Here is a 19,918-nt window from a genome sequence, read left to right as displayed (position 1 = left end):
ATCGCCATGTTTTCCGAATACCTGCAACACCTGATCTACGGCTACTATCCGTATCTGGCCGGTACGGTGTTCCTGGTCGGCAGCCTGCTGCGCTACGACCATGGCCAGTACACTTGGAAGACCGGCTCCAGCCAGATGCTCTCGTCGAAGCACATGCGCCTGGCCAGCAACCTCTTCCATATCGGCATCCTGGTGATCTTCTTCGGCCACCTGTTTGGCATGCTGACCCCCCACTGGGCCTATGCGCCCTTCCTGTCGGCGGGTGCCAAGCAGATGCTGGCCATCGTCATCGGTGGCATCGCCGGGGTGATGTGCCTGGTGGGCGGCGCCATGCTGCTCTACCGTCGCCTGACCAACCCGCGGGTCAAGGCCTCGTCGAGCATCATGGACAACGTCATCCTCGGGCTGATCGTCTTCCAGGCGGCGCTGGGCGTGATCAGCGTGTACTTCTCGCTGGGCCACCTGGACGGCGAGATGATGCTCACCCTGGCCGCCTGGGCCCAGGCCATCGTCTTCTTCGGCGGTGGTGCGGCGGACTACATGACCGAGGTCTCCTGGATCTACAAGCTCCACGTCTTTCTCGGGCTGACCATCATCCTGCTGTTCCCGTTCTCGCGCCTGGTGCATGTCTGGAGCGTGCCCTTCGGCTATGTGACGCGCCGTTATCAGTTGGTCCGCAAGCGGGGCTGAGACAGGCCTTGCCCACACCTCCGGCAGGGGCGCCGGGGGCAGGGCGAAGAGGAGGTCATTTGCCATGGATGGCAAATGTAGCGCCCAGGGAGGGGGCCACAGCGCCTCCTCGCAGCCCTGCCGCCGGAAAAGCCCCCTCCTACCAGACCGTTGAGAAGAGCTCCAAGGATTTAGCCATGCAAAAGATCGATATCGAGCAGATCCCGGGGGGCGCCAGCCCCCCGCCCATCCGGGTCGGCGAGGCCACCATCGAGGAGGCCGCCATCGCCCAGGAGATGCAGTACCACCCGGCCGACAGCGCCGGCAGTGCCCAGCTCAAGGCGGCCCGTGCGCTGGTGGTGCGCGAGCTGCTGCGCCAGCGCGCCGCGGCCCTGGGCCTGAGTGATGCGGCCAATGGCGAACTCGACGAGGCCGATGCCGCCATCGCCGAGTTGCTGGAGCAGGAGCTGGACGTGCCGGACCCCGCCGAGGCGGATTGCCGGCGCTTCCACGCCGCCCATCCCGAGCGCTTCAGCGAGCCCACCCGCCTGCGGGTACGCCACGTGCTGCTGGCCGCGGCCCCGGACGATGCCGAGGCCCGCGATGCCGGCTATCGCCTGGGCGAGACGCTGATCCGCGAGCTGCAGGCAGTGCCCGAGCGCTTCACCGAGTTCGCCCAGCGTCACTCCGCGTGCCCATCGAAGGAGCAGGGTGGCGAGCTGGGCTGGCTGGCCCCGGGACAGACCGTGGCCGAGCTCGACCGCGCCCTGCAGCACCTGCCCGAGGGGCTCCATGAACGGCCGCTGGCCTCGCGCTACGGTTGGCACCTGGTCAGCATCGACGAGCGCGTCGAGGGGCGCGAGCTGCCCTACGAGCGGGTCGCCGAGCACGTCCGTCACAGCCTGCGCGAACAGGCCACCCGCCGTGCCCTGCGCCACTACCTGCTGGCGCTGGAGACCGAGATCGGCGTCGAGGGGGTCACCCTGGACGACGATGCCGGCCGCTCATTGATGCAGTGACGGAGGATTCCCGATGGCCCATGTGCATGCCGATGCCCCCTTCGTGCCGCTGGGCATGGCGGTGCTGACCGTTTCCGATACCCGCGGCTTCGACGCGGACGGCAGCGGCGACCTGCTGAGCGCGCGCCTGACCGCGGCCGGCCACGGCTTGGTCGAACGGCGCATCGTGCCCGATGACCTCTACCGCATCCGCGCGGAGGTCTCCGCCTGGGTGGCACGCGACGACATCCAGGCGATCCTGGTCAACGGCGGCACCGGTTTCACGCCCCGCGATACCACGCCCGAGGCCCTGACGCCGCTATTCGACAAGGCCATCGACGGCTACGGCGAGCTGTTCCGCCAGCTCTCCCTCGAGACCATCGGCAGCTCGACGATCCAGTCCCGGGCCGTGGCCGGGGGGGCCAACCGCACCCTGATCTTCGCCATGCCGGGCTCGCCCAAGGCCTGCGCCACGGCCTGGGACGGCATCATCAAAGCCCAGCTCGACGCCCGCACCCGGCCGTGCAACTTCGTCGCCATGGTGCTGCCCGAGGCCGAGCCTTGCGCGAGCCGCCAGTCGGCCGGCCCGGCCGGAGCGACGACATGAACTGCGGCTGTGCGGAGGTCGTCACCCCGGGCCTGCTCGATCTCTTCGATGCGCGTGCCCGGATGATCGACGCGGCGGTGCCGGTGGCCGGCCGGGAGCGCCTGGCGCTGGGCGAGGCGGCCGGGCGGGTGCTGGCCGGGGACGCCCTGGGCGATCTCGACCTGCCGGGCGTCGACAACAGCGCCATGGACGGCTACGCCCTGCGCCTGGCCGATCTCGAGGACGCCAAGGCGAAGGGCCGTGGCCTGACGGTGGCACAGCGGGTGCCCGCCGGTGCCGGGGTGCTGCACCTGCCGCCGGGCGGCTGCGCGCGGATCTTCACCGGGGCGCCGGTGCCGCTGGGCGCCGATGCCGTGGTGCCCCAGGAGCGCACCCGAATCGATGCCCAAGGGCTCGTGCATGTCGAGGGGGAGGTGTCGGCCGCTGCCAATATCCGCCGCCGTGGCGAGGAGGCCCGTGCCGGCGAGCGGGTGCTGGTCGCCGGCACGCGCCTGACCCCGGCGGCCATCGCCCTGCTGGCCAGCCACGGCATCGCCGAGGTGGTGGTGCGCCCGCGCCTGACGGTGGCGCTGATCTCCACCGGCGACGAGCTGATCGAACCGGGTTCGCCCCGGGTGCCGGGGCAGGTCTACAACAGCAACGCCGCCATGCTGCGTGCCCTGCTGGCGCAGCAGCAGTGCCGGGTACTCGACCTGGGCATCGTCGACGACACGGCCTCGGCCGTGCAGGAGGCGTTGATCGTCGCGCGGGACAGCGCCGACCTGGTGATCTGCACCGGCGGGGTCTCGGTGGGGGAAGAGGACCATGTGCGCCCGGTGGTCGAGCGCCTGGGTGGCATCGCCTTCCATGGCGTGGCCATCAAGCCCGGCAAGCCTTTCGTCTTCGGCTGGCTCGGCGCCGGTGCCGCGAGTGGCACGCCGCTGATCGGCCTGCCCGGCAACCCGGTGGCCTCGCTGGTCGGCTGGCAGTTGCTGGCCCTGCCCTTCGTGCACGGTCGCCAGGGCCGTACCCCGGCACCGCTGCAGCACTACCCGGTGGCGGCCGGTTTCTCGCGGCGCGGCCCGCGCGGACGCCGCGAACTGTTGCGGGTGGTGCTGGACTGGACCGGCGGCGCCCCCGTCGCGACCCTCGCGGGAGGCCAGGGCTCCCATATGCTCGGCGCCGCCAGCCAGGCCCACGGCTACCTGATGATCGATGCCGATACCCACGCGGAGGAAGGGAATGCCCATGGATTCTGTCCCGTCGCCCAGTTCCTCGACTGAGCTGCTGTTCCGGCCCCGGCAGCTGCGCGACCTGGTGCGCGGGGTGCCCTGGCTCTCCGCCCTCGACGACGACGAGGTCGACGCCCTGCTGGAAGACACCGAGGTGCGCACCCTCAAGACCCGCGAGTGGCTGTTCCGCCAGGACGCCCCGGCGCACTGGCTCTACATCGTCATCAGCGGGGTGGTCAGGCTGGTGCGCGACACCATCGACGGCCGCCAGGCGACCATCCGCTGCGTGGAGCGTGGCGGGCCCCTGGGCCAGCTGAGCATGGTGTCCAGCGAGGGCGTCTACCTCTATTCCACCGAGGCACTGCGCCGCACCCACGTGCTGGCGATTCCCGCCCCCCGCTGCCGTGCGCTCATGGACAACCATCCGGCCTGCCGGGTGGTGTTCATGAGCCGCCTGGCCCTGGAGCTCACCGAACGCCTGGAGGACATGGCGTTGCTGACCCAGGCCGATGCCATGGCGCGGCTGGTCAGCTACATCCTGCGCCAGTTGCCCGGCAGCCGCGCCAAGGGACCGCGGGTGGTGCGGTTGACCATTCCCAAGCGCTGGCTGGCCGCCCAGCTGGCCATGACCCCGGAGACCCTGTCGCGCCTGCTCGGCAAGCTGCGCGACAGCGGTGCCATCAACATCGACCGTCAGCGGCTGGTGGTGCTCGACGAGCAGAAACTGCGCGACACCCTGCTGGCCGACGACTGAACCCCGCAACGAGGGAGGCGAGATGTCCCGCAAAGCGAACCGGCCACGCACCCTGGTCTATGCCTGCTCCGGCTGTTCCGACGTGGCCCAGCTGGCCAACGAAGTGGCCCTGCACCTCGACCACGGCGGCGTGGCGGAGATGTCCTGCATCGCCGGGGTGGGCGGCGGCGTGCCCGCCCTGGTGCGCGTGGCCCGCTCCGGCCGGCCCATCGTGGCCATCGACGGCTGCCAGCTGCATTGCGCCAGCCACTGCCTGGCCAGCGCCGGGGTGACGCCCACCGAGCACGTCAGGCTCTATGAGCAGGGCCTGCGCAAGCGCAAGGGCCGGCTCTACGACGAGGCCACCATCGCCTCGGTCACCCAGGGCGTCGGCGAGCTGATTGCCCGGCTGCCCATGGACGGGCCGGCGGCGGAGCGCCCCTCCTGACGTCTCAGGTCGGCGGCTTCGGCCGCGCCATCCGCTCCCCCTGCGATGCCTGCAACCGCGTGCGGGTCACCGCCGAGGGTCGGCGGTTCGAGTCCGCCTAGCGGCACCATGCGGACTCAGGGGAGAGATCAACGTTTACCGCGAAACAACTCGCGCCAGAAGTCGAAGGCGGCCAGCAGCACGCAGAGGACGGTGAAGATGATCAGGTCGATATGCGGCACGAACAGCGGCACCGTGATGAGGAAGGCGATCAGCCCCAGCAACGCCGCGATGGCCAGAACCTTGTCGGTCATTCTTCCCCCTCCCCCGAGAGCGTGCGCACCAGCCACCGCGCGGTTCTGAGCAGCCGGGCGTCCTGTCCGTGCCGGCCGACCAGTTGCACCCCCAGCGGCATCCCGTTCGCCCCCGTCATCAGCGGAAGACTGATGGCCGGCAGTCCGCAGAAGGTCCAGAGGCTGCAGAATATTGCATCGCCGGTGCTCTCCAGCCCCGCCGGCGCTTCGCCCGGCGCTGCCGGCGTGACGATGGCGTCGAAGCGGTCGAAGATGGGGCCGAGCGAGTCGTGCAACACCTGGCGCATATCGCGTGCCGCCAGGTAGTCAGGCGCCCTCATCGACCGCCCGTCGGCGATCAATTCGCGGAACGTCTCGCTGGTCTCCTGTGGTGCGCGGTCGACATAGTGGCCGAGATTGCGCGCCATCTCGGCCGCCATCACGCCGCCGAGCCAGCCCGCGCCGCGGGCGAAGACCTCGGGCAACTCGACCTCGTCGGCCTGCTCGCCCAGCGCCTCGCCAAGCTCGCCAAAAGCATCCCGTGTCGAAGCATCCGCACGCTCCCAGAAGGGTGTCTTGACGAAAGCCAGCGCCGGCGTCACCGGCGGCTCGGCCAGCGCGGTGGCGGTGAGCGGCCCCGGGCTTTCCCGCGCGTCCGCATCCTGCCCGTCCGGCCCCATCAACAGTTCGGCCAGCGCCGCATCCTCGATCGTGCGCGCGAAGACGCCGAGCTGGTCGAGGCTCGGCGCCAGGGTCAGCACACCGCTGCGCGGGATGGCGCCGAAGGAAGGCTTGTACCCGACCACACCACAGAACGCGGCCGGTCGGATCACCGAACCATTGGTCTGACTGCCGAGCGCCAGCGGCACCATGCCGGCCGCCACGGCGGCCGCCGAGCCGCTCGACGAACCGCCGGGCGTCCGTCCCGGGTCGTGCGGGTTGCGCGTCTTGCCCGGCTGGTAATAGGCAAACTCGGTGGTCACCGTCTTGCCGAGGATCACCGCCCCGGCGGCCCTCAACCGCCGGGTCACCGTGGCGTCCACGGAGGGCCGCTTGCCGGCGTCGATGGCGGTACCGTTCGCTGTCGGCATGCCCTTGACGTCGATGATATCCTTGAGCCCCACGGGCACCCCGTTCAGGGGCCCGAGCGGCAGCCCGCGCCGGCGGCGCCGGTCGCGCTCCTCGGCCTCGGCCATCGCCTTGTCGCGGTCGATGAATTCCCAGGCCTGGATCCGTTCCTCCTCCGCCGCGATGCGCTCCAGGCAAGCCGCCACCAGCTCACTCGAAGTCAAGCCCCCCTCGGCGATGCGCCGGGCCGCCTCACACGCCGTCAGCGCGGCAAGCTCCTGCGTTGAATTTTTCTTAACGCCCATAGATCAACTCCGGCAGCCAGAACACGATTTGCGGCAGGTTGTACAGCACGATCATGGCCAGGAACACCATGGCCAGGAAGGGCATGCAACCGCGGAAGATCTCGACGAGTTGTACGTGGGGCGGTGCGATCCCCTTGAGGTAATAGGCCGACATCGCCATGGGTGGCGTCAGGAACGAGGTCTGCAGGTTGAGCGCCACCAGGATGCCGAAGAACAGCGGGTCGACGCCGAAGTGCGGCAGCAACGGCAGGAAGATCGGCACGAAGATGATGATGATCTCCGACCACTCCAACGGCCAGCCCAGCAGGAAGATGATGAACTGCGCCAGGATCAGGAAGGTGAGCGGGGTGATGTCGAGTCCGGTGACGAATTCGGTGATCAGTTGCTCGCCTCCCAGGTAGGAGAACACCGAGGAGAAGGTCCAGGAACCGACGAACAACCAGCACACCATGGCCGTGGTCTTCATGGTCAGGTAGACCGCCTCGCGCAGGCGCTGCCAGGTCAGTGCACGATAGGCCACCGCCAGCATCAGCCCGCCGAGCGCACCCGCCGAGGCCGCCTCGGTGGGCGTCGCCAATCCGAACAGGATCGACCCCAGCACCGCCATGATCAGCACCGCCAGCGGCACGAAGGAGGTGAAGATCATCACCACCAACTTCAGCGTGGGGATGTCGCCGGTCTCTTCTTCCGTCGGCTTGGGTGCCACTGAGGGCTGCAGCACCGAGCGTCCGATGATGTAGAGCAGGTAGAGCCCGGCGAGCAGGAAGCCGGGAAGCAGCGCCCCGGCGTAGAGCCGCACGATCGATTCCCCCGACGCCGCCGCATAGACGATCAGCATGATCGAGGGCGGGATCAGGATGCCGAGCGTGCCGCCGGCGCAGATCACGCCCGAGGCGAAACCGGTGTTGTAGCGCGCCTTGAGCATGGCCGGAAAGGCCAGCAGGCCCATCAGCGTCACCACCGCACCCACGATGCCGGTAGCCGTGGCGAACAGCGCACAGGTGATCAGTGCCGCCACCGCCATGGCGCCGGGCAATCGCTTGGCGGCAATGTAGAGCGTCGAGAACAGCCGGTCGACGATGTTGGCACGCTCGACGATGTAGCCCATGAACAGGAACAGGGGCACCGCGGTCAGCACCTCGTTCGCCATCACCGAGTAGGTCTGGTTGACGAACAGATCGAAGATCCGGTTGTTGAAGAACCCGCCGACCCAGGTCTCGGCTAGTTCCCAGTTACCGGCACCAGCCTCTAGCGCGCGGTCGTGGTCGCGCCACATGCGGCCCGGATTGAAATAGGCGTAGTAGCCAAAGATGATGCCCAGCGCCATCAGGGTGAAGGCGATCGGGAAGCCGAGAAAGATGATGAGGATGAAGATCCCCAGCATCATGATGGCGATCTGCGGATCGGTCATGTGTCGTCTCTCCCGTGTGCGAACTTCTCGGCCTTGTCGATCTCTCCGGCAGCCGCCTGCTTGATCAGTTTGTCCTCGAGTTCCTCGACATCCTCCACGCTGGGCGGCCATTCATTGGTGCGGATACAGAGGATGCAGCGGCAGACCTGGGCGATGCCCTGGATGAACAGCAGGATCCCGGCCACCATGAGCATGGTCTTGAAATGGAATACCGGCACGCCCGCCGGTGAGAAAGTGCTCACTTCCATATAGCGCCAGGAGCGCTCGGCATACTTCCAGCCGGCGACCACCAGCGCGGTGATACCGGGGTAGAAGAAGATGAAATAAAGCACCAACTCGACCTTGGCCTGGGTGCGCGGTTGCCACAGCCGATAGAGGAAGTCGCCACGCACATGGGCGTTGCGCGCCAGCGTATAGGCGCCCCCCACCATGAACAGCGTGCCGTAGAGGATATAGGACATGTCGAAGGCCCAGGCGGTGGGCGCATTGAAGACGTAGCGCGACACCACCTCATAGCCCATGCCGAATGCCATCAGCAGGATCAGCCAGGCAAAGGCTCGGCCGAACCAACCCGTGAGGCGATCGATGAAACGAATGACGTTGATCATGATACGCGAGCACCTGCCGGATCGGGTCGCGCGGCGATCAGGCGACCGTCGCACGGGGGATGGAGAAACCTGATGTATGCCGCGTCATCCCGCCCTTCCCCGGCGCAGGGCCGAGGAAGGGTGCAGGCGACGCCATCAGAGCTTCAGCTTGCCCGGGAAGTAGTGCTCGTAGGCTAGCTCAAGATCGGTCGCGTTCATCAACTCATAGAAGACAACGCGTTCGACCCACTCGCGCTGGCTCTCCATGCAGCGCTTCATGAAGTCGTCCTCTTCCAGTTGAGGAATCAGCTTGTCCCAAGCCTGTAGCTCGGCGTCGAGAATCTCCTGCGAGGTGCGGTGTACGGTGACGCCGTGCTCCTCCTGCAGCGCCTGCAGGTCCTTGGAGTACTGATCGAGCGCCAACGCCGTGTTCGAGGTCGATGCGGCCTCGACGCCATACTGCAGGATCGCCTGCAGGTCCTCGTCGAGGTCGTCGAAGAAGTCCCGGTTGAACAGGAACTCGAACGACTCGCTGGCCTGGTGATACGAGGAAAGGATGTAATTCTTGGCCACGTCCTGGGCACCGAAGCGCAGGTCGGAGGACGGGTTGTTGAACTCGAAGGCATCGATGACGCCGCGCTCCATCGCCGGCACGATTTCACCACCCGGGAGTTGGGTGACGCTCATGCCGAGCTCCTGCATGAGGTCGGCGGCAAGCCCCACGGTGCGGTACTTGAGGCCCCGGACCTCCTCGACCGTAGTCACCGGCTCCTTGAACCAGCCGAAGGGCTGGGCCGGCATCGGGAAGCCGTAGAAGCCATAGACGTCGAGCCCCAGGATGTCCTGGGTCAGTTCGCGGTAGAGTTCCTTGCCACCGCCCTGGTAGAACCAGGCCAGCATGGTGGTCGCGTTGCCGCCCCAGACCGGACCGGTGCCGAACAGCGACGCGGCCTTGTGCTTGCCATACCAGTAGACCGGCACGGTGTGGGCGGCGTCGAGGATGCCGTCATGCACGGCATCGAGTACCTGGAAAGCACCGACCACCGCGCCCGCGGGCAGCAGGTCGATCCGTAGCCGGCCACCGGACATGCGGTGGACGCGATCGACATACTCGCGAGCGAAGTCCATCCAGATGTCGCCCGAGGGCCACGAGGTCTGCATTCTGATGACGATCGGGCTCTGCGCCAGCACCGCTGGGGCGCCGATGGTACTGGCTGCCACCCCGCCGGTGGCCAGCAGGCCGCCCTTGAGGAACTGGCGGCGCGAGGTCGGCTTCGTGTCTATGCTGGCGGCTGTTGCATTTTTCATTGTCGTGTTCTCCCATTGCACGCAACGTCGTTATCGTTCGCGGTCCGATCGCCGCGAGGCCGGCGGGCCACTTACGTCCCTGCAATGCCTCGAAGTATAGTCAAGAACATCGTAATAAAAAGTTCCCCCTCCCTCTCGCCACGACCGGGTCAGCCCCGCCTTTCCCCCGGCAGGTAATGACTACATGTCGTATGCCGGGGTGGTGCCCGTTGCCGTTTTGTCTCCGGTGCATCGCACCCGCCTTGGTCGCCATCTCGCGACGGCGCCGCACCGTGGGTTGGCAACTCTGCTAATGTGATTCGATCGGGCAACGTAAGGAGAGTCGACATGCCCAGCCAACCCACCGGGAGCCCGGAAAGCGCGGCGCCCGACCCATATCGCTGGCTCGAGGAGGTCGAAGGCGAGCGGGCACTGGAATGGGTGCAAACGCACAATGCGGTGGCCCGGGCCCGCCTGGAGGCCGATCCCGGCTTCGCTGCCCTGCAGGCCGACCTGCTGGCGATCCTCGAGGCCGACGACCGCATCCCCTTCGTGGTCAAGCGTGGCGCGCACTACTACAACTTCTGGCAGGATGGGGCGCATCCGCGGGGGCTGTGGCGGCGCACCACGCCGGCGGAGTACCGCCAGCCCCGTCCGGCCTGGGAGGTGCTGATCGACCTCGATGCCCTCAACGCCGCCGAGGGCGAGAACTGGGTCTGGCATGGCGCCCATTGCCTCAAGCCACGCCATCCGGACGCGCCGTGGCGACACTGCCTGATCTCGCTGTCGCGGGGTGGCGCCGACGCCGACGTGACCCGCGAGTTCGATCTCGTCGAGCAGCGCTGGGTCGGCGACGGGTTCTTCCGTGACGAGGCCAAGGGTGGCCTCGCCTGGATCGACCACGACAGCGTCTACGTCTATACCGACTTCGGCGAGGGATCGCTGACCGCCTCGGGCTACCCCCGCATCGTCAAGGCGTGGCGGCGCGGCACCCCGCTTGCCGAGGCCACCACCGTCTTCGAGGGCGACGCCGATGACATGGTGGTGGGCGCCATGCGCGACCACACCCGCGGGTACGAGCGTGATTTCGTCAGCCGTGCCCGAGCCTTCTACGATAACGAACTCTACCTGCGCGAGGCCGACGGTACCCTGCATCGGGTCGAGGTGCCGAACTCGGCCCGCAAGCAGGTGCACCGGCGCTGGCTGACCCTGGAGCTGCGCGAGCCCTGGACGCTCGACGGCACGACCCACCCGGCGGGGGCGCTGCTGGCCACCGACCTGGAGGCCTTTATGGCGGGGGCCCGGGGCCTGCAGGTGCTGTTTACGCCGACCGAGCGGACCTCCCTGGCGGATGCCACCTGGACCCGGCACTACCTCGTGCTCAATGTCCTCGACGACGTCAGGAACCGGCTCTACGTGCTCACGCCCGGCGACGGCGAGTGGCCGTGCGAGCCGCTGGCCGGGGCGCCCGAACTCGGCACGGTGAGCCTCTCGGCGGTGGACGACGAGGAGTCCGACGAGCTGTTCATGGTGGTCACCGACTACCTCACGCCGACCACGCTCTACCACGGTCGGGTCGGCGAGGTGCCGCAGCCACTCAAGCAGGCGCCGGCGCTGTTCGATGCCTCGGGGCTCGCCGTCAGCCAGCATTTCGCCACCAGCCGGGACGGTACCCGGGTGCCCTACTTCCTGGTGGGCAGGGAGGGTATCGAGGCCAACGGCACCAACCCGACCCTGCTCTACGGCTACGGTGGCTTCGAGGTGTCGCTGCTGCCGTCCTACAGCCCCGGCGTCGGCCGCGGCTGGCTCTCCCGGGGCGGCGTCTATGTTGTCGCCAATATCCGCGGTGGCGGCGAGTACGGGCCGCGCTGGCACCAGGCCGCGCTGCGGGAGAAGCGCCATCGGGCCCATGAGGACTTCGCCGCGGTGGCCGAAGACCTGATCGCCCGCGGCATCACCTCACCGCGGCACCTGGGCATCCAGGGTGGCTCCAACGGTGGCCTGCTGGTGGGCAACATGCTGGTGAAGTATCCACGGCTGTTCGGCGCCGTGGTCTGCCAGGTGCCGCTGCTCGACATGCGCCGCTACCACGAGCTGCTCGCCGGCGCCTCCTGGATGGCCGAGTACGGCGATCCCGATGGCGACGACTGGGCCTTCCTGCGCGACTATTCGCCCTACCACAACCTCGACGCCACGGCGGACTACCCGCCGCTGCTGCTGATGACCAGCACCCGCGACGACCGGGTCCACCCCGGCCACGCCCGCAAGATGACGGCGCGCATGCGCGAACAGGGGCACCCGGTGCTCTACTACGAGAACATCGAGGGCGGCCACGGCGGCGCGGCCGACAACCGCCAGCGGGCCCACATGCAGGCGCTGGCCTTCACCTTCCTCGTGCAGACGCTGTTCGGCGGCTAGCTTCTGATCCCGATCCGCCGCCCGGCGAGCTCCGGCCAGTCATCCCGGTCGGCGCGGGGTAGGGCGGCGATGGCCTCGGCCACCGGGGCGGGGAAGGCGGCGGGGCGGCCGCTCTCCTGGCTCATGCCCATCAGCATCTGCTCGCTGGTGGCCAGAAGGCCTCCCTGTGCATCGCGCATGTCAAAGTAGACGTGCAACCGCTTGGCATCATGGTCGAGCAGGATGACATCCACCGCCAGCGGCTGGCCCTCATGGGCCTCGCGGCGGTAGCAGAGGTGGGTCTCCAGGGTGTAGAGCGTATAGCCGTGGCGGGCCCGGCCCCCGACATCCAGGCCGATGCGGTCCATCAGCGCCTCCACCGCCAGGGAGAAGACCCGGGCGTATTCGGCATCGTTCATGTGTCCGTTGTAGTCGACCCACTCCGGGGCCACACGGGTTTCAAGCAGAGGCATGCGGCGTCTCCTCCCCGGTCTTGCCAGCCAGGCCCGAGTATCCCTGTGCCGGGTTGTCGGCTGCAAGGTTGCACGGGGAGGCGTTGGCATTCTTGTCTATGGTGTGGGAGAAACGGTCACAAGGGCTGCGCCTTCCCACGCTGCCCGCGCGAGGTGCCGCGGCTGATCGCCCGCGATGACGGCAGCGAGGTGGCCAGTCACGCCGTAGAGGAGGAGGGACGAATCGAGTGATCCGTTCATGATGCTGGAATGGCTCTCACCGCTGTCGGCTAGCCTGAACCTGGGCTTGGTGCTGCTCTCGGCGCTGACCTCGGGGCTCTCCGCCGCGGCCGGCATCGGCGGTGGCACCCTGCTGATCATGGTGATGGCCCAGGTGATGCCGGCCACCGCCCTGATCCCGGTGCAGGGCTTAGGAGGACCAAAACCATATTGTTCATGCTGTATATGCTTGTGGCTGGGGAGGTTCAGGTATATCTAGGCTTGGGAGCTACAGGTACGTGTATGGTTCGGGATGATCGGATCGCCTGCGACCGCCAGCAGGATCAAAAACACGTCAAGCATGGACTGAGTCCCCCCTTTCCTCTACAGCTGTGGCGAATCATGCCATGAACCCCTCAACAACTGGAATCCGTGAGCCATGGAACAAAGGCAAACAGGTCGGTTGGAAAGTACCAGTTCGACTTAAAGTCATTTGATCCATACGTGTTCGGCAAAATTTTCCGGGAAGACACACGATCTATCGCAATTTAATCTAGCGATAGATAGCAAGCTGCGGGCCTGTGATCTGGCCACTCTGCATTTTCGTGATAAAGCTCGTGGTGAGTGAGTATCGCCAAGAGCCATTGTCATGTAGCAGAAGGCACAGCGGTCAGTGCAGTTTAAGACCGCCGATCGTTCAGGAGCATGTGGAGCTTCCCCAATGCTCGAGGAGCATATCGATAAACAGCTGGGCTGTGCTGGAAATACTGTGCGAATTACTTCTCACCAGACCGATGGTGCGCTGAATGTGTGGTTCAGGCAGCTCACGTGAACACAGGATGTCATGGTCGGGGCCAGGCATTGTCATTTTGGGCAGGATCGCCACTCCGAGACCAGATTCGACAAGGCCAAGGGAGGTGGAAAGGTGCTGGACTTCGTAGAAACTATTCAACCGGATGCCCTCAGCCGAGAGGGTATTGTCCAGCAGCATCCGGTTGCCACTGTCTCGGCTCACGGTGATCAACCTGACCTGTTCGAGATCCGACCACTCGATGCGACCTTTATCCGCCAGAGGGTGGTCGGAACGTAGTGCCAGGACAAAGGGATCTCGTAATAGTGGTGTGAAGGAGACTTCAGGACTCTGGGCGCTGAACATATTGATACCGAAGTCGGCCTCGCCGCTGATCACCTTTTCCAGACCTTCCTTGGCACTGACATCGAGGATCCTGATGCGGATCCTCGGCCATGCCTCGCTGAAGCCACGGATCACACTAGGCAAGAAATAGAACGCCGCAGTGGGAATGCAGGCGATGGTGACCGTCCCCTTCTGATGTGTGGCCAGCTCACGGATGCCCAGGATCGATGATTCGTACTCCTCGATCATGCGTCTCGCGCGGGGAAGGAAGTCCGTGCCGATGGGGGTCAGCCGCGTCCGCCGGGTGGTGCGTTCCAGCAGCTCGATCTCTAGGAGTTCCTCGAGCTTCTGAATGCGGCGAGAAAGCGCTGGCTGAGAGAGGTGCAGACGTTGCGCGGCCTCGTGGAAGGAACCCAGCTCTGCGACCTGAATAAAGGCTTGCAGATCAAGAAATTCTAGCCGATGTTGCATATCCTCACTCTTGCATGGAGTAGTGACGATTAATAATTATAGCACATTAATGCGATTATGACATTGATAGAGATCTTTATTTGCATTTGAAGCATCAAATGCCCCCTGACATGCTCATATCACAACTTTGAAACGCGATATGGCATGACGATGATGAACAGCATTCCCTGCATGATCATGCGCGGCGGCACCTCCCGAGGCCCCGTCCTGCGCATGAGAGACCTTCCCGACAGCCAGGAAGCGCAAGCCGAGATCCTGCTTAATCTCATGGGATCGGGCCACGCTCTCCAGATAGATGGCATCGGGGGAGGGGATCCGCTGACTAGCAAGGTAGCCATCGTGGAGCACTCCTCCCATCCCGAGGCGGATGTCGACTACCTGTTCGCGCAGGTCGATGTGCTCAACCGGCGCGTCGACTTCAATCCGAATTGCGGCAACATGCTGTCGGCCGTGGGGCCTTATGCCATCGAGACGGGGCTGGTGGAGCCTCAGGAAGGGACCACCGTCGTGCGTGTTCGCAACCTCAATACTCAGCGCCTGATCGAATGTCGCGTGCCGACGCCAGGGCGCCAAGTTTCCTACGAGGGCGATACGACCATCAGCGGCGTCCCGGGGCGTGCCGCCGGCATTCAGCTCAGCTTCCTGGATATCATTGGCACCAAGACGGGCGCGCTGCTGCCGACCGGGAACGCCATCGACACGATCGATGGTATCGAGGTCACCTGCCTCGATGCCGCCACTCCCATCATGATGGTCAACGCGGCCGATCTGGGCCTCAGCGGCCGGGAGTCCGCGGCGGAGTTAGACGCTCATCCCGCCATGCTCGAGCGGCTGGAGCTGATTCGTCGCCAGGCCGGACTACGAATGGGGCTGGGGGATGTTAGCCAGAGTGTCTTGCCCAAGCCCGTATTGGTGTCAGCACCGTCCGACAACACCAGCACGCTGTGCACCCGCTACTTCGTGCCTCACCGCTGTCATAAGGCTATTGCCGTTACGGGCGCCATCGCGGTGGCCACGGCCGTCAGTGTTCCTGGCACCGTGGCAAACCGAATCGCGCTTGAGGCAGGAAAATTGGAGGCCGATGGTCAGCTGTCGCAGGTAAGGCTGGAACACCCCTCTGGATTCATCGAACTGGACGTCGAGCACCGCAATGGAAATCCCGTCGACATCGCCCGCGTTTCCCTCATCCGCACCGCCAGGAAGATCATGAGTGGGACCATCTTCTACTCGCTTCCTGCCACGCCCAGTCGAAATACGCTGACTTCAAAGGCCAGCTGAGTCCTCGTATCGACAGGGCCCTCATCAACCACCATGACAACGACAACACGCCAGGAGAAATACCATGATGATCAACAAGATTGCGACTTCTAACCCCACGCTCGGACGGCTTAAGAAAGCCGCACTGCTTGGGCTTGCGATCTCCGGGCTGAGCCTGACGGCCGCCGCTCAGGCTCAGGACGCCGAAGTGCCCGGTAATATCAAGTGGACCATTCCATTTGGCGTTGGCGGTGGTACGGATGTCTGGGCGCGCTTCTTCTCCCCCTGGCTTAGCGAGTCCCTGCCGGGAGAGCCGACCATCATGATCGATAACGTGCCCGGTGGCGGCTCCATCAATGGTGCCAATCTGTTCGCCGTGCGTGCCAAGTCGGATGGTAGCGACTGGTTAGGGACCTCGGCCTCGACCCAGTATCCGGCCATGCTCGACGATCCCCGCGTCCGCTACGACTACAGCGATTGGACTCCCATCCTGGCCACGCCGACGGGTGGGGTGGTCTATGCCCAACCCAGCCTCGGTGAGACGGCCGATACCGCGCTGGACGCCCTGCTGGAACAGCCGGTCAAATTGGCAGCTCAGAACCCCACCGGCGTCGAGTTGCCGGTGTTGATCGCCCTGGACATGCTGGGGGCCGATGTCCAGGCGGTGTTCGGCATGCGCAGCCGCGGTGAGGGCCGTCTGGCATTCGAGCGTGGTGAAGCCGATATCGACTTCCAGACCACCTCCGCCTATCTGAGCAACGTAGAGCCGCTGGTGGAGGCCGGCAAGGCGGTGCCGCTGTTCACGCTCGGGGTGCTGAACGACGAAGGAAAGATCGTCCGCGACCCGGCTTTCCCTGATCTGCCTACCTTCAACGAGGTCTACCAGACCCGGCATGGCGAGGCACCGTCGGGCAACGCCTACGAGGCGTTTCGCAAGTTCTTTGCTTCCGGCTATGCCCTGCAGAAGCTGATCATGGTGCCCAAGGACACCCCGCAGGCCCTGATCGACACCTATCGTCAGGCGGCTCGCGACTTCGTGAACACCGCAGCGTTCAAGGAGGCGGCCGCTGCCCAGCTGGGGCCATACACGCCGGTTATCGGCGACACCGTCCAGCGCCACCTTGATGATGCCATGTCCATCGATGACGCCACTCGTGACTGGCTGGCCGACTGGCTGCAGTCGGAGCACGGGGCCAAGATCTAACGCGCAGCGGGATGTGCCGGCCCCTTGGGGCCGGCAGCCCCGGCTCCTCCCGATCACACAATATAAGAGCCATACGCCATGCTCGATATCCTTCTCTCCAGCCTGGGGCAACTTTTCACCCTGTCCCATCTGCTCTTCATGGTCCTGGGTGTGCTGGTCGGTCTGGTCGTCGGCATCATTCCCGGCCTCGGTGGTATCGCCGGCATGTCGCTGCTGCTGCCCTTCCTCTACGGCATGGAGCCGACGGTGGCCCTAGGCATGCTGATGGGACTAGTCGCCGTGATTCCCACCGGTGATACCTTCGCCTCCGTGCTGTTGGGTATTCCCGGCTCCAGTGCTTCCCAGGCCACCGTCATCGATGGCTTCTCGCTGGCCAAGCGGGGCCAGGCGGCACGTGCGCTGTCCAGCGCCTTCCTGTCCTCGATGATCGGGGGCCTGATCGGCGCCGTCGTGCTGACGGGGTTCATCCTGATCGCTCGGCCGCTGGTGCTGTCGTTCTCTTCCTCCGAGCTATTCATGCTGACCCTGCTCGGCCTGTCGATGGTGGCCGTGCTCTCCGGGCGCGACCTCTTCAAGGGACTGGCCGCCTGTGGCCTGGGCCTGCTGGTGGGTGCCATCGGCATGGCGCCGGCGACCGGCGAGTTCCGCATGAACTTGGGGCTCGACTATCTCTACGATGGCCTGCCGTTGGTAGTGGTGGGTCTAGGGATCTTCGCACTCCCGGAGATTATCGACCTGCTGGTCAAGCGGGGGGCCATCGCCGAAGAGCCCTGCAAGCTCGGTGAGGGCTGGCGGCAAGGCATACGAGATGTTGGCCAGCAGCGCGGACTTGTCGCGCGCTGTGCCGCCATCGGTAGCCTGATTGGTACCATTCCCGGCCTGGCCGGCTCGGTGGTCGACTGGCTCACTTATGGCCACGCGGTGCAAAGTGCCAAGGACAAGTCCGAATTTGGCAAGGGGGATATCCGCGGGGTGATCGCTCCCGAATCCGCCAACAATGCCTGCGCCTGCGGCGCCATGGTACCGACCCTGCTGTTCGGCGTGCCCGGCTCGGGCACGGCCGCGGTCTTCCTGGGTGGACTGTTATTGCTTGGGCTGCAGCCCGGTGTCGGGATGATCGAGACTCACCTGGACCTGACCTACACCATCATCTGGTCACTGGCCCTGGCCAATATCCTGGGGGCCGCGCTGTGCCTGGTGCTCGCTCGCCCGGTGGCCAGCCTGACCCGAGTGCCCTTCGCCACGCTGGCACCTTTGATCACGGTGCTGATCATGTTCGCCGCCTTTCAGGCCACGCGTTCCACGGGTGACCTGCTCGCCCTAGGGGCAGTCGGCGTCTTAGGCGTCCTGTTCAAGCAGGCGAATTGGTCGCGCCCTGCCTTCCTGATCGGTTTCGTGCTGGCTCCGGGAGCGGAGGGGTACTTCTATCAGGCGGTGCAGTTCCAGGGTACGGACGCCTTCATGCGCCCCGGCGTGATGATCATCGGTGCTCTGATCCTCGGCGCCATGTTCATTCCCATGATCACTGCCGCGTGGCGCAAGCGCCGGGAAGCCGTCTCCGTGGGCGCGGCGGCCACCCAAAAGGCCGACCCCCCCACCCTGGGCGTCATCGATACGGTGCTCTTCGCCGCACTGCTGGGTACCGCGGTCGTCGCCTGGGTGGATGTCGCCGACCTGACCTTGATTGGTGGCATCATGCCGCGGCTGGCCATCGCGATCTTGGCCCTTTCCTGTCTGGCGGAGATCGTCCGCTGCGTGATTCGCCGGCCCCGTTTGGAGCATCAGGCTATCGGTCTGCAGGGCCTCTGGCTGGTGGGCTTCTTTACCTTGGTAGGTGCCATGTTGCTACTGGGCTTTATCACTGTGGCGACGCTGTTCTGCTTCGTTTTCCTGCTGACCATTGCGCGACTCAAGCCTTGGGTGGCAGCTGTCATGGCGCTTGGGGTCACAGCTTTTCTGGTTGGCATGGCCGAGTTCCTGACCCTGACCTACCCGAGCGGATTGATCGATCCCTGGCTGCTCGGCTGAATCAGTCCTGTCATGAACGTCCACCGCGGGCCGACGACCATTAGCGACATCGGCCCGCGCAACGAAAGGAGACAACATGAGCACCTCGTCCCTACCGGAGACACTGCAGACCCTCGAGGCCGGTGGCCACACTTACCACTACCACAGCCTGGCGAAGGCCGCCGACGCGCTGGGCAACATCGACCGCCTGCCCAAGACCCTGAAGATCCTGCTGGAGAACCAACTGCGCTTCGCCGACGACCCGAGCGTCGCCCGGGAGGACATGCAGGCGCTGGTGGACTGGCAGAAGCAAGCGCGCTCCGATCGCGAGATCGGCTACCGTCCGGCGCGGGTCCTGATGCAGGACTTCACCGGCGTGCCCGGGGTGGTGGACCTCGCCTCCATGCGCGCCGCCGTGGAGAAACTCGGCGAGGATCCGGCGCGCATCAACCCGCTGTCGCCGGTGGACCTGGTCATCGACCACTCGGTGATGGTCGACAAGTTCGGCAACCCCACGGCGTTCAAGGACAACGTGGCCATCGAGATGGAGCGCAACCGCGAGCGCTACGAATTCCTGCGCTGGGGGCAGCAGGCCTTCGACAACTTCCGCGTGGTACCGCCCGGCACCGGCATCTGCCACCAGGTCAACCTGGAGTACCTGGGCAGGACGGTATGGACCCGGGAGGAGGACGGCAAGACGCTCGCCTACCCCGATACCCTGGTGGGCACCGACTCCCACACCACCATGATCAACGGCCTGGGCGTGCTCGGCTGGGGCGTGGGCGGCATCGAGGCCGAGGCCGCCATGCTCGGCCAACCGGTCTCCATGCTGATCCCCGAGGTGGTGGGCTTCAAGCTCACCGGCAAGCTGCGCGAGGGCATCACCGCCACCGACCTGGTGCTGACGGTCACCGAGATGCTGCGCAAGAAGGGCGTGGTGGGCAAGTTCGTGGAGTTCTACGGCGACGGCCTCGCGGACCTGCCGCTGGCGGACCGCGCCACCATCGCCAACATGGCCCCGGAATACGGCGCCACCTGCGGCTTCTTCCCGGTGGACGACGAGACCCTCACCTACATGCGCCTGACCGGCCGCGACGATGCCCAGATCGCCCTGGTCGAGGCCTACAGCAAGGCCCAGGGGCTGTGGCGCGAGCCGGGCCATGAGCCGATCTTCAGCGAT

At 65.8% G+C, this 19,918-nt stretch carries 19 protein-coding genes; 12 read left to right on the top strand and 7 right to left on the bottom strand.

Annotated features, from left to right (window positions below; all coding sequences use genetic code 11):
- Positions 1-6: 6 nt before the first annotated feature.
- From narI to CR157_RS14185, 6 genes are all read left to right on the top strand, one after another.
- Positions 7-690, top strand: coding sequence for a respiratory nitrate reductase subunit gamma (narI, locus tag CR157_RS14210; protein ID WP_110284188.1), 684 nt, complete (start codon positions 7-9; stop codon positions 688-690).
- A gap of 176 nt (positions 691-866) precedes the next feature.
- Entirely contained in the window at positions 867-1,688 is an 822-nt protein-coding gene (locus CR157_RS14205; RefSeq protein ID WP_110284187.1) for a peptidylprolyl isomerase, read from the top strand.
- 13 nt (positions 1,689-1,701) lie between these two features.
- Positions 1,702-2,274, top strand: coding sequence for a molybdenum cofactor biosynthesis protein B (moaB, locus tag CR157_RS14200; RefSeq protein ID WP_110284186.1), 573 nt, complete (start codon positions 1,702-1,704; stop codon positions 2,272-2,274).
- Positions 2,271-3,536, top strand: coding sequence for a molybdopterin molybdotransferase MoeA (locus tag CR157_RS14195; RefSeq protein WP_110284185.1), 1,266 nt, complete (start codon positions 2,271-2,273; stop codon positions 3,534-3,536). The genes moaB and CR157_RS14195 overlap by 4 nt, the downstream gene beginning before the upstream one ends.
- Positions 3,502-4,239, top strand: a complete 738-nt coding sequence (locus tag CR157_RS14190; protein WP_110284184.1) for a Crp/Fnr family transcriptional regulator — start codon at positions 3,502-3,504, stop codon at positions 4,237-4,239. The genes CR157_RS14195 and CR157_RS14190 overlap by 35 nt, the downstream gene beginning before the upstream one ends.
- 22 nt (positions 4,240-4,261) lie before the next feature.
- Positions 4,262-4,666 carry a putative zinc-binding protein gene (locus tag CR157_RS14185; protein WP_110284183.1) on the top strand — a complete coding sequence of 135 codons (405 nt, stop codon included), beginning with the start codon at positions 4,262-4,264 and terminating at the stop codon, positions 4,664-4,666.
- Between the two features lie 128 nt (positions 4,667-4,794).
- Here CR157_RS14185 and CR157_RS22635 read toward each other — a convergent pair whose 3' ends face one another.
- The 5 genes from CR157_RS22635 to CR157_RS14165 form a co-directional block, all read right to left on the bottom strand.
- The gene (locus CR157_RS22635; protein ID WP_181422070.1) at positions 4,795-4,959 is read right to left on the bottom strand and encodes a hypothetical protein; all 165 of its coding nucleotides are present in this window, start codon (positions 4,957-4,959) and stop codon (positions 4,795-4,797) included.
- The gene (locus CR157_RS14180; protein ID WP_110284182.1) at positions 4,956-6,311 is read right to left on the bottom strand and encodes an amidase; all 1,356 of its coding nucleotides are present in this window, start codon (positions 6,309-6,311) and stop codon (positions 4,956-4,958) included. The genes CR157_RS22635 and CR157_RS14180 overlap by 4 nt, the downstream gene beginning before the upstream one ends.
- Positions 6,301-7,722: a TRAP transporter large permease gene (locus CR157_RS14175; protein WP_110284181.1), complete on the bottom strand. Its 1,422-nt coding sequence runs from the start codon at positions 7,720-7,722 to the stop codon at positions 6,301-6,303. Before CR157_RS14175 ends, CR157_RS14180 begins: the two co-directional genes overlap by 11 nt.
- On the bottom strand, positions 7,719-8,330 hold the full coding sequence (locus CR157_RS14170; RefSeq protein ID WP_110284180.1) for a TRAP transporter small permease subunit: 612 nt from the start codon (positions 8,328-8,330) through the stop codon (positions 7,719-7,721). Before CR157_RS14170 ends, CR157_RS14175 begins: the two co-directional genes overlap by 4 nt.
- 135 nt (positions 8,331-8,465) lie before the next feature.
- Positions 8,466-9,617, bottom strand: coding sequence for a TRAP transporter substrate-binding protein (locus CR157_RS14165; protein WP_110284179.1), 1,152 nt, complete (start codon positions 9,615-9,617; stop codon positions 8,466-8,468).
- 327 nt (positions 9,618-9,944) lie between these two features.
- Between CR157_RS14165 and CR157_RS14160 the strand changes: the two genes are divergently transcribed.
- Positions 9,945-12,014 carry a prolyl oligopeptidase family serine peptidase gene (locus tag CR157_RS14160; protein ID WP_110284178.1) on the top strand — a complete coding sequence of 690 codons (2,070 nt, stop codon included), beginning with the start codon at positions 9,945-9,947 and terminating at the stop codon, positions 12,012-12,014.
- Here CR157_RS14160 and CR157_RS14155 read toward each other — a convergent pair.
- A complete protein-coding gene (locus tag CR157_RS14155; protein ID WP_110284177.1) occupies positions 12,011-12,466 on the bottom strand; it encodes a thioesterase family protein in 456 nt (151 codons plus the stop codon). The genes CR157_RS14160 and CR157_RS14155 overlap by 4 nt on opposite strands.
- 238 nt (positions 12,467-12,704) lie before the next feature.
- Here CR157_RS14155 and CR157_RS14145 point away from each other — a divergent pair, with 238 nt between their 5' ends.
- On the top strand, positions 12,705-12,944 hold the full coding sequence (locus CR157_RS14145) for a hypothetical protein (RefSeq protein ID WP_181422069.1): 240 nt from the start codon (positions 12,705-12,707) through the stop codon (positions 12,942-12,944).
- A gap of 417 nt (positions 12,945-13,361) precedes the next feature.
- Here the strand turns inward: CR157_RS14145 and CR157_RS14135 are convergent, their stop codons facing one another.
- Positions 13,362-14,270 carry a LysR family transcriptional regulator gene (locus CR157_RS14135; protein WP_110284175.1) on the bottom strand — a complete coding sequence of 303 codons (909 nt, stop codon included), beginning with the start codon at positions 14,268-14,270 and terminating at the stop codon, positions 13,362-13,364.
- A gap of 144 nt (positions 14,271-14,414) precedes the next feature.
- Here CR157_RS14135 and CR157_RS14130 point away from each other — a divergent pair, with 144 nt between their 5' ends.
- From CR157_RS14130 to CR157_RS23070, 4 genes are all read left to right on the top strand, one after another.
- Entirely contained in the window at positions 14,415-15,548 is a 1,134-nt protein-coding gene (locus CR157_RS14130; protein ID WP_219999955.1) for a 4-oxalomesaconate tautomerase, read from the top strand.
- Positions 15,549-15,612: 64 nt separating this feature from the next.
- Positions 15,613-16,731 (top strand): Bug family tripartite tricarboxylate transporter substrate binding protein, encoded by a 1,119-nt coding sequence (locus CR157_RS14125; RefSeq protein ID WP_110284174.1) that lies wholly within the window; start codon positions 15,613-15,615, stop codon positions 16,729-16,731.
- Between the two features lie 78 nt (positions 16,732-16,809).
- A complete protein-coding gene (locus tag CR157_RS14120) occupies positions 16,810-18,759 on the top strand; it encodes a tripartite tricarboxylate transporter permease (protein ID WP_110284173.1) in 1,950 nt (649 codons plus the stop codon).
- A 76-nt stretch (positions 18,760-18,835) separates the two neighbouring features.
- Positions 18,836-19,918, top strand: a 1,083-nt coding sequence (locus CR157_RS23070; RefSeq protein ID WP_258364179.1) for an aconitase family protein, incomplete at its 3' end; no start/stop codon positions are given.

It is taken from the genome of Halomonas sp. LBP4 (assembly GCF_003202205.1).
Taxonomy (GTDB): Bacteria; Pseudomonadota; Gammaproteobacteria; order Pseudomonadales; family Halomonadaceae; genus Halomonas; species Halomonas flagellata.
Note: the sequence above shows the minus strand (reverse complement) of the source record. Positions and strands in the feature narration are given on the sequence as shown.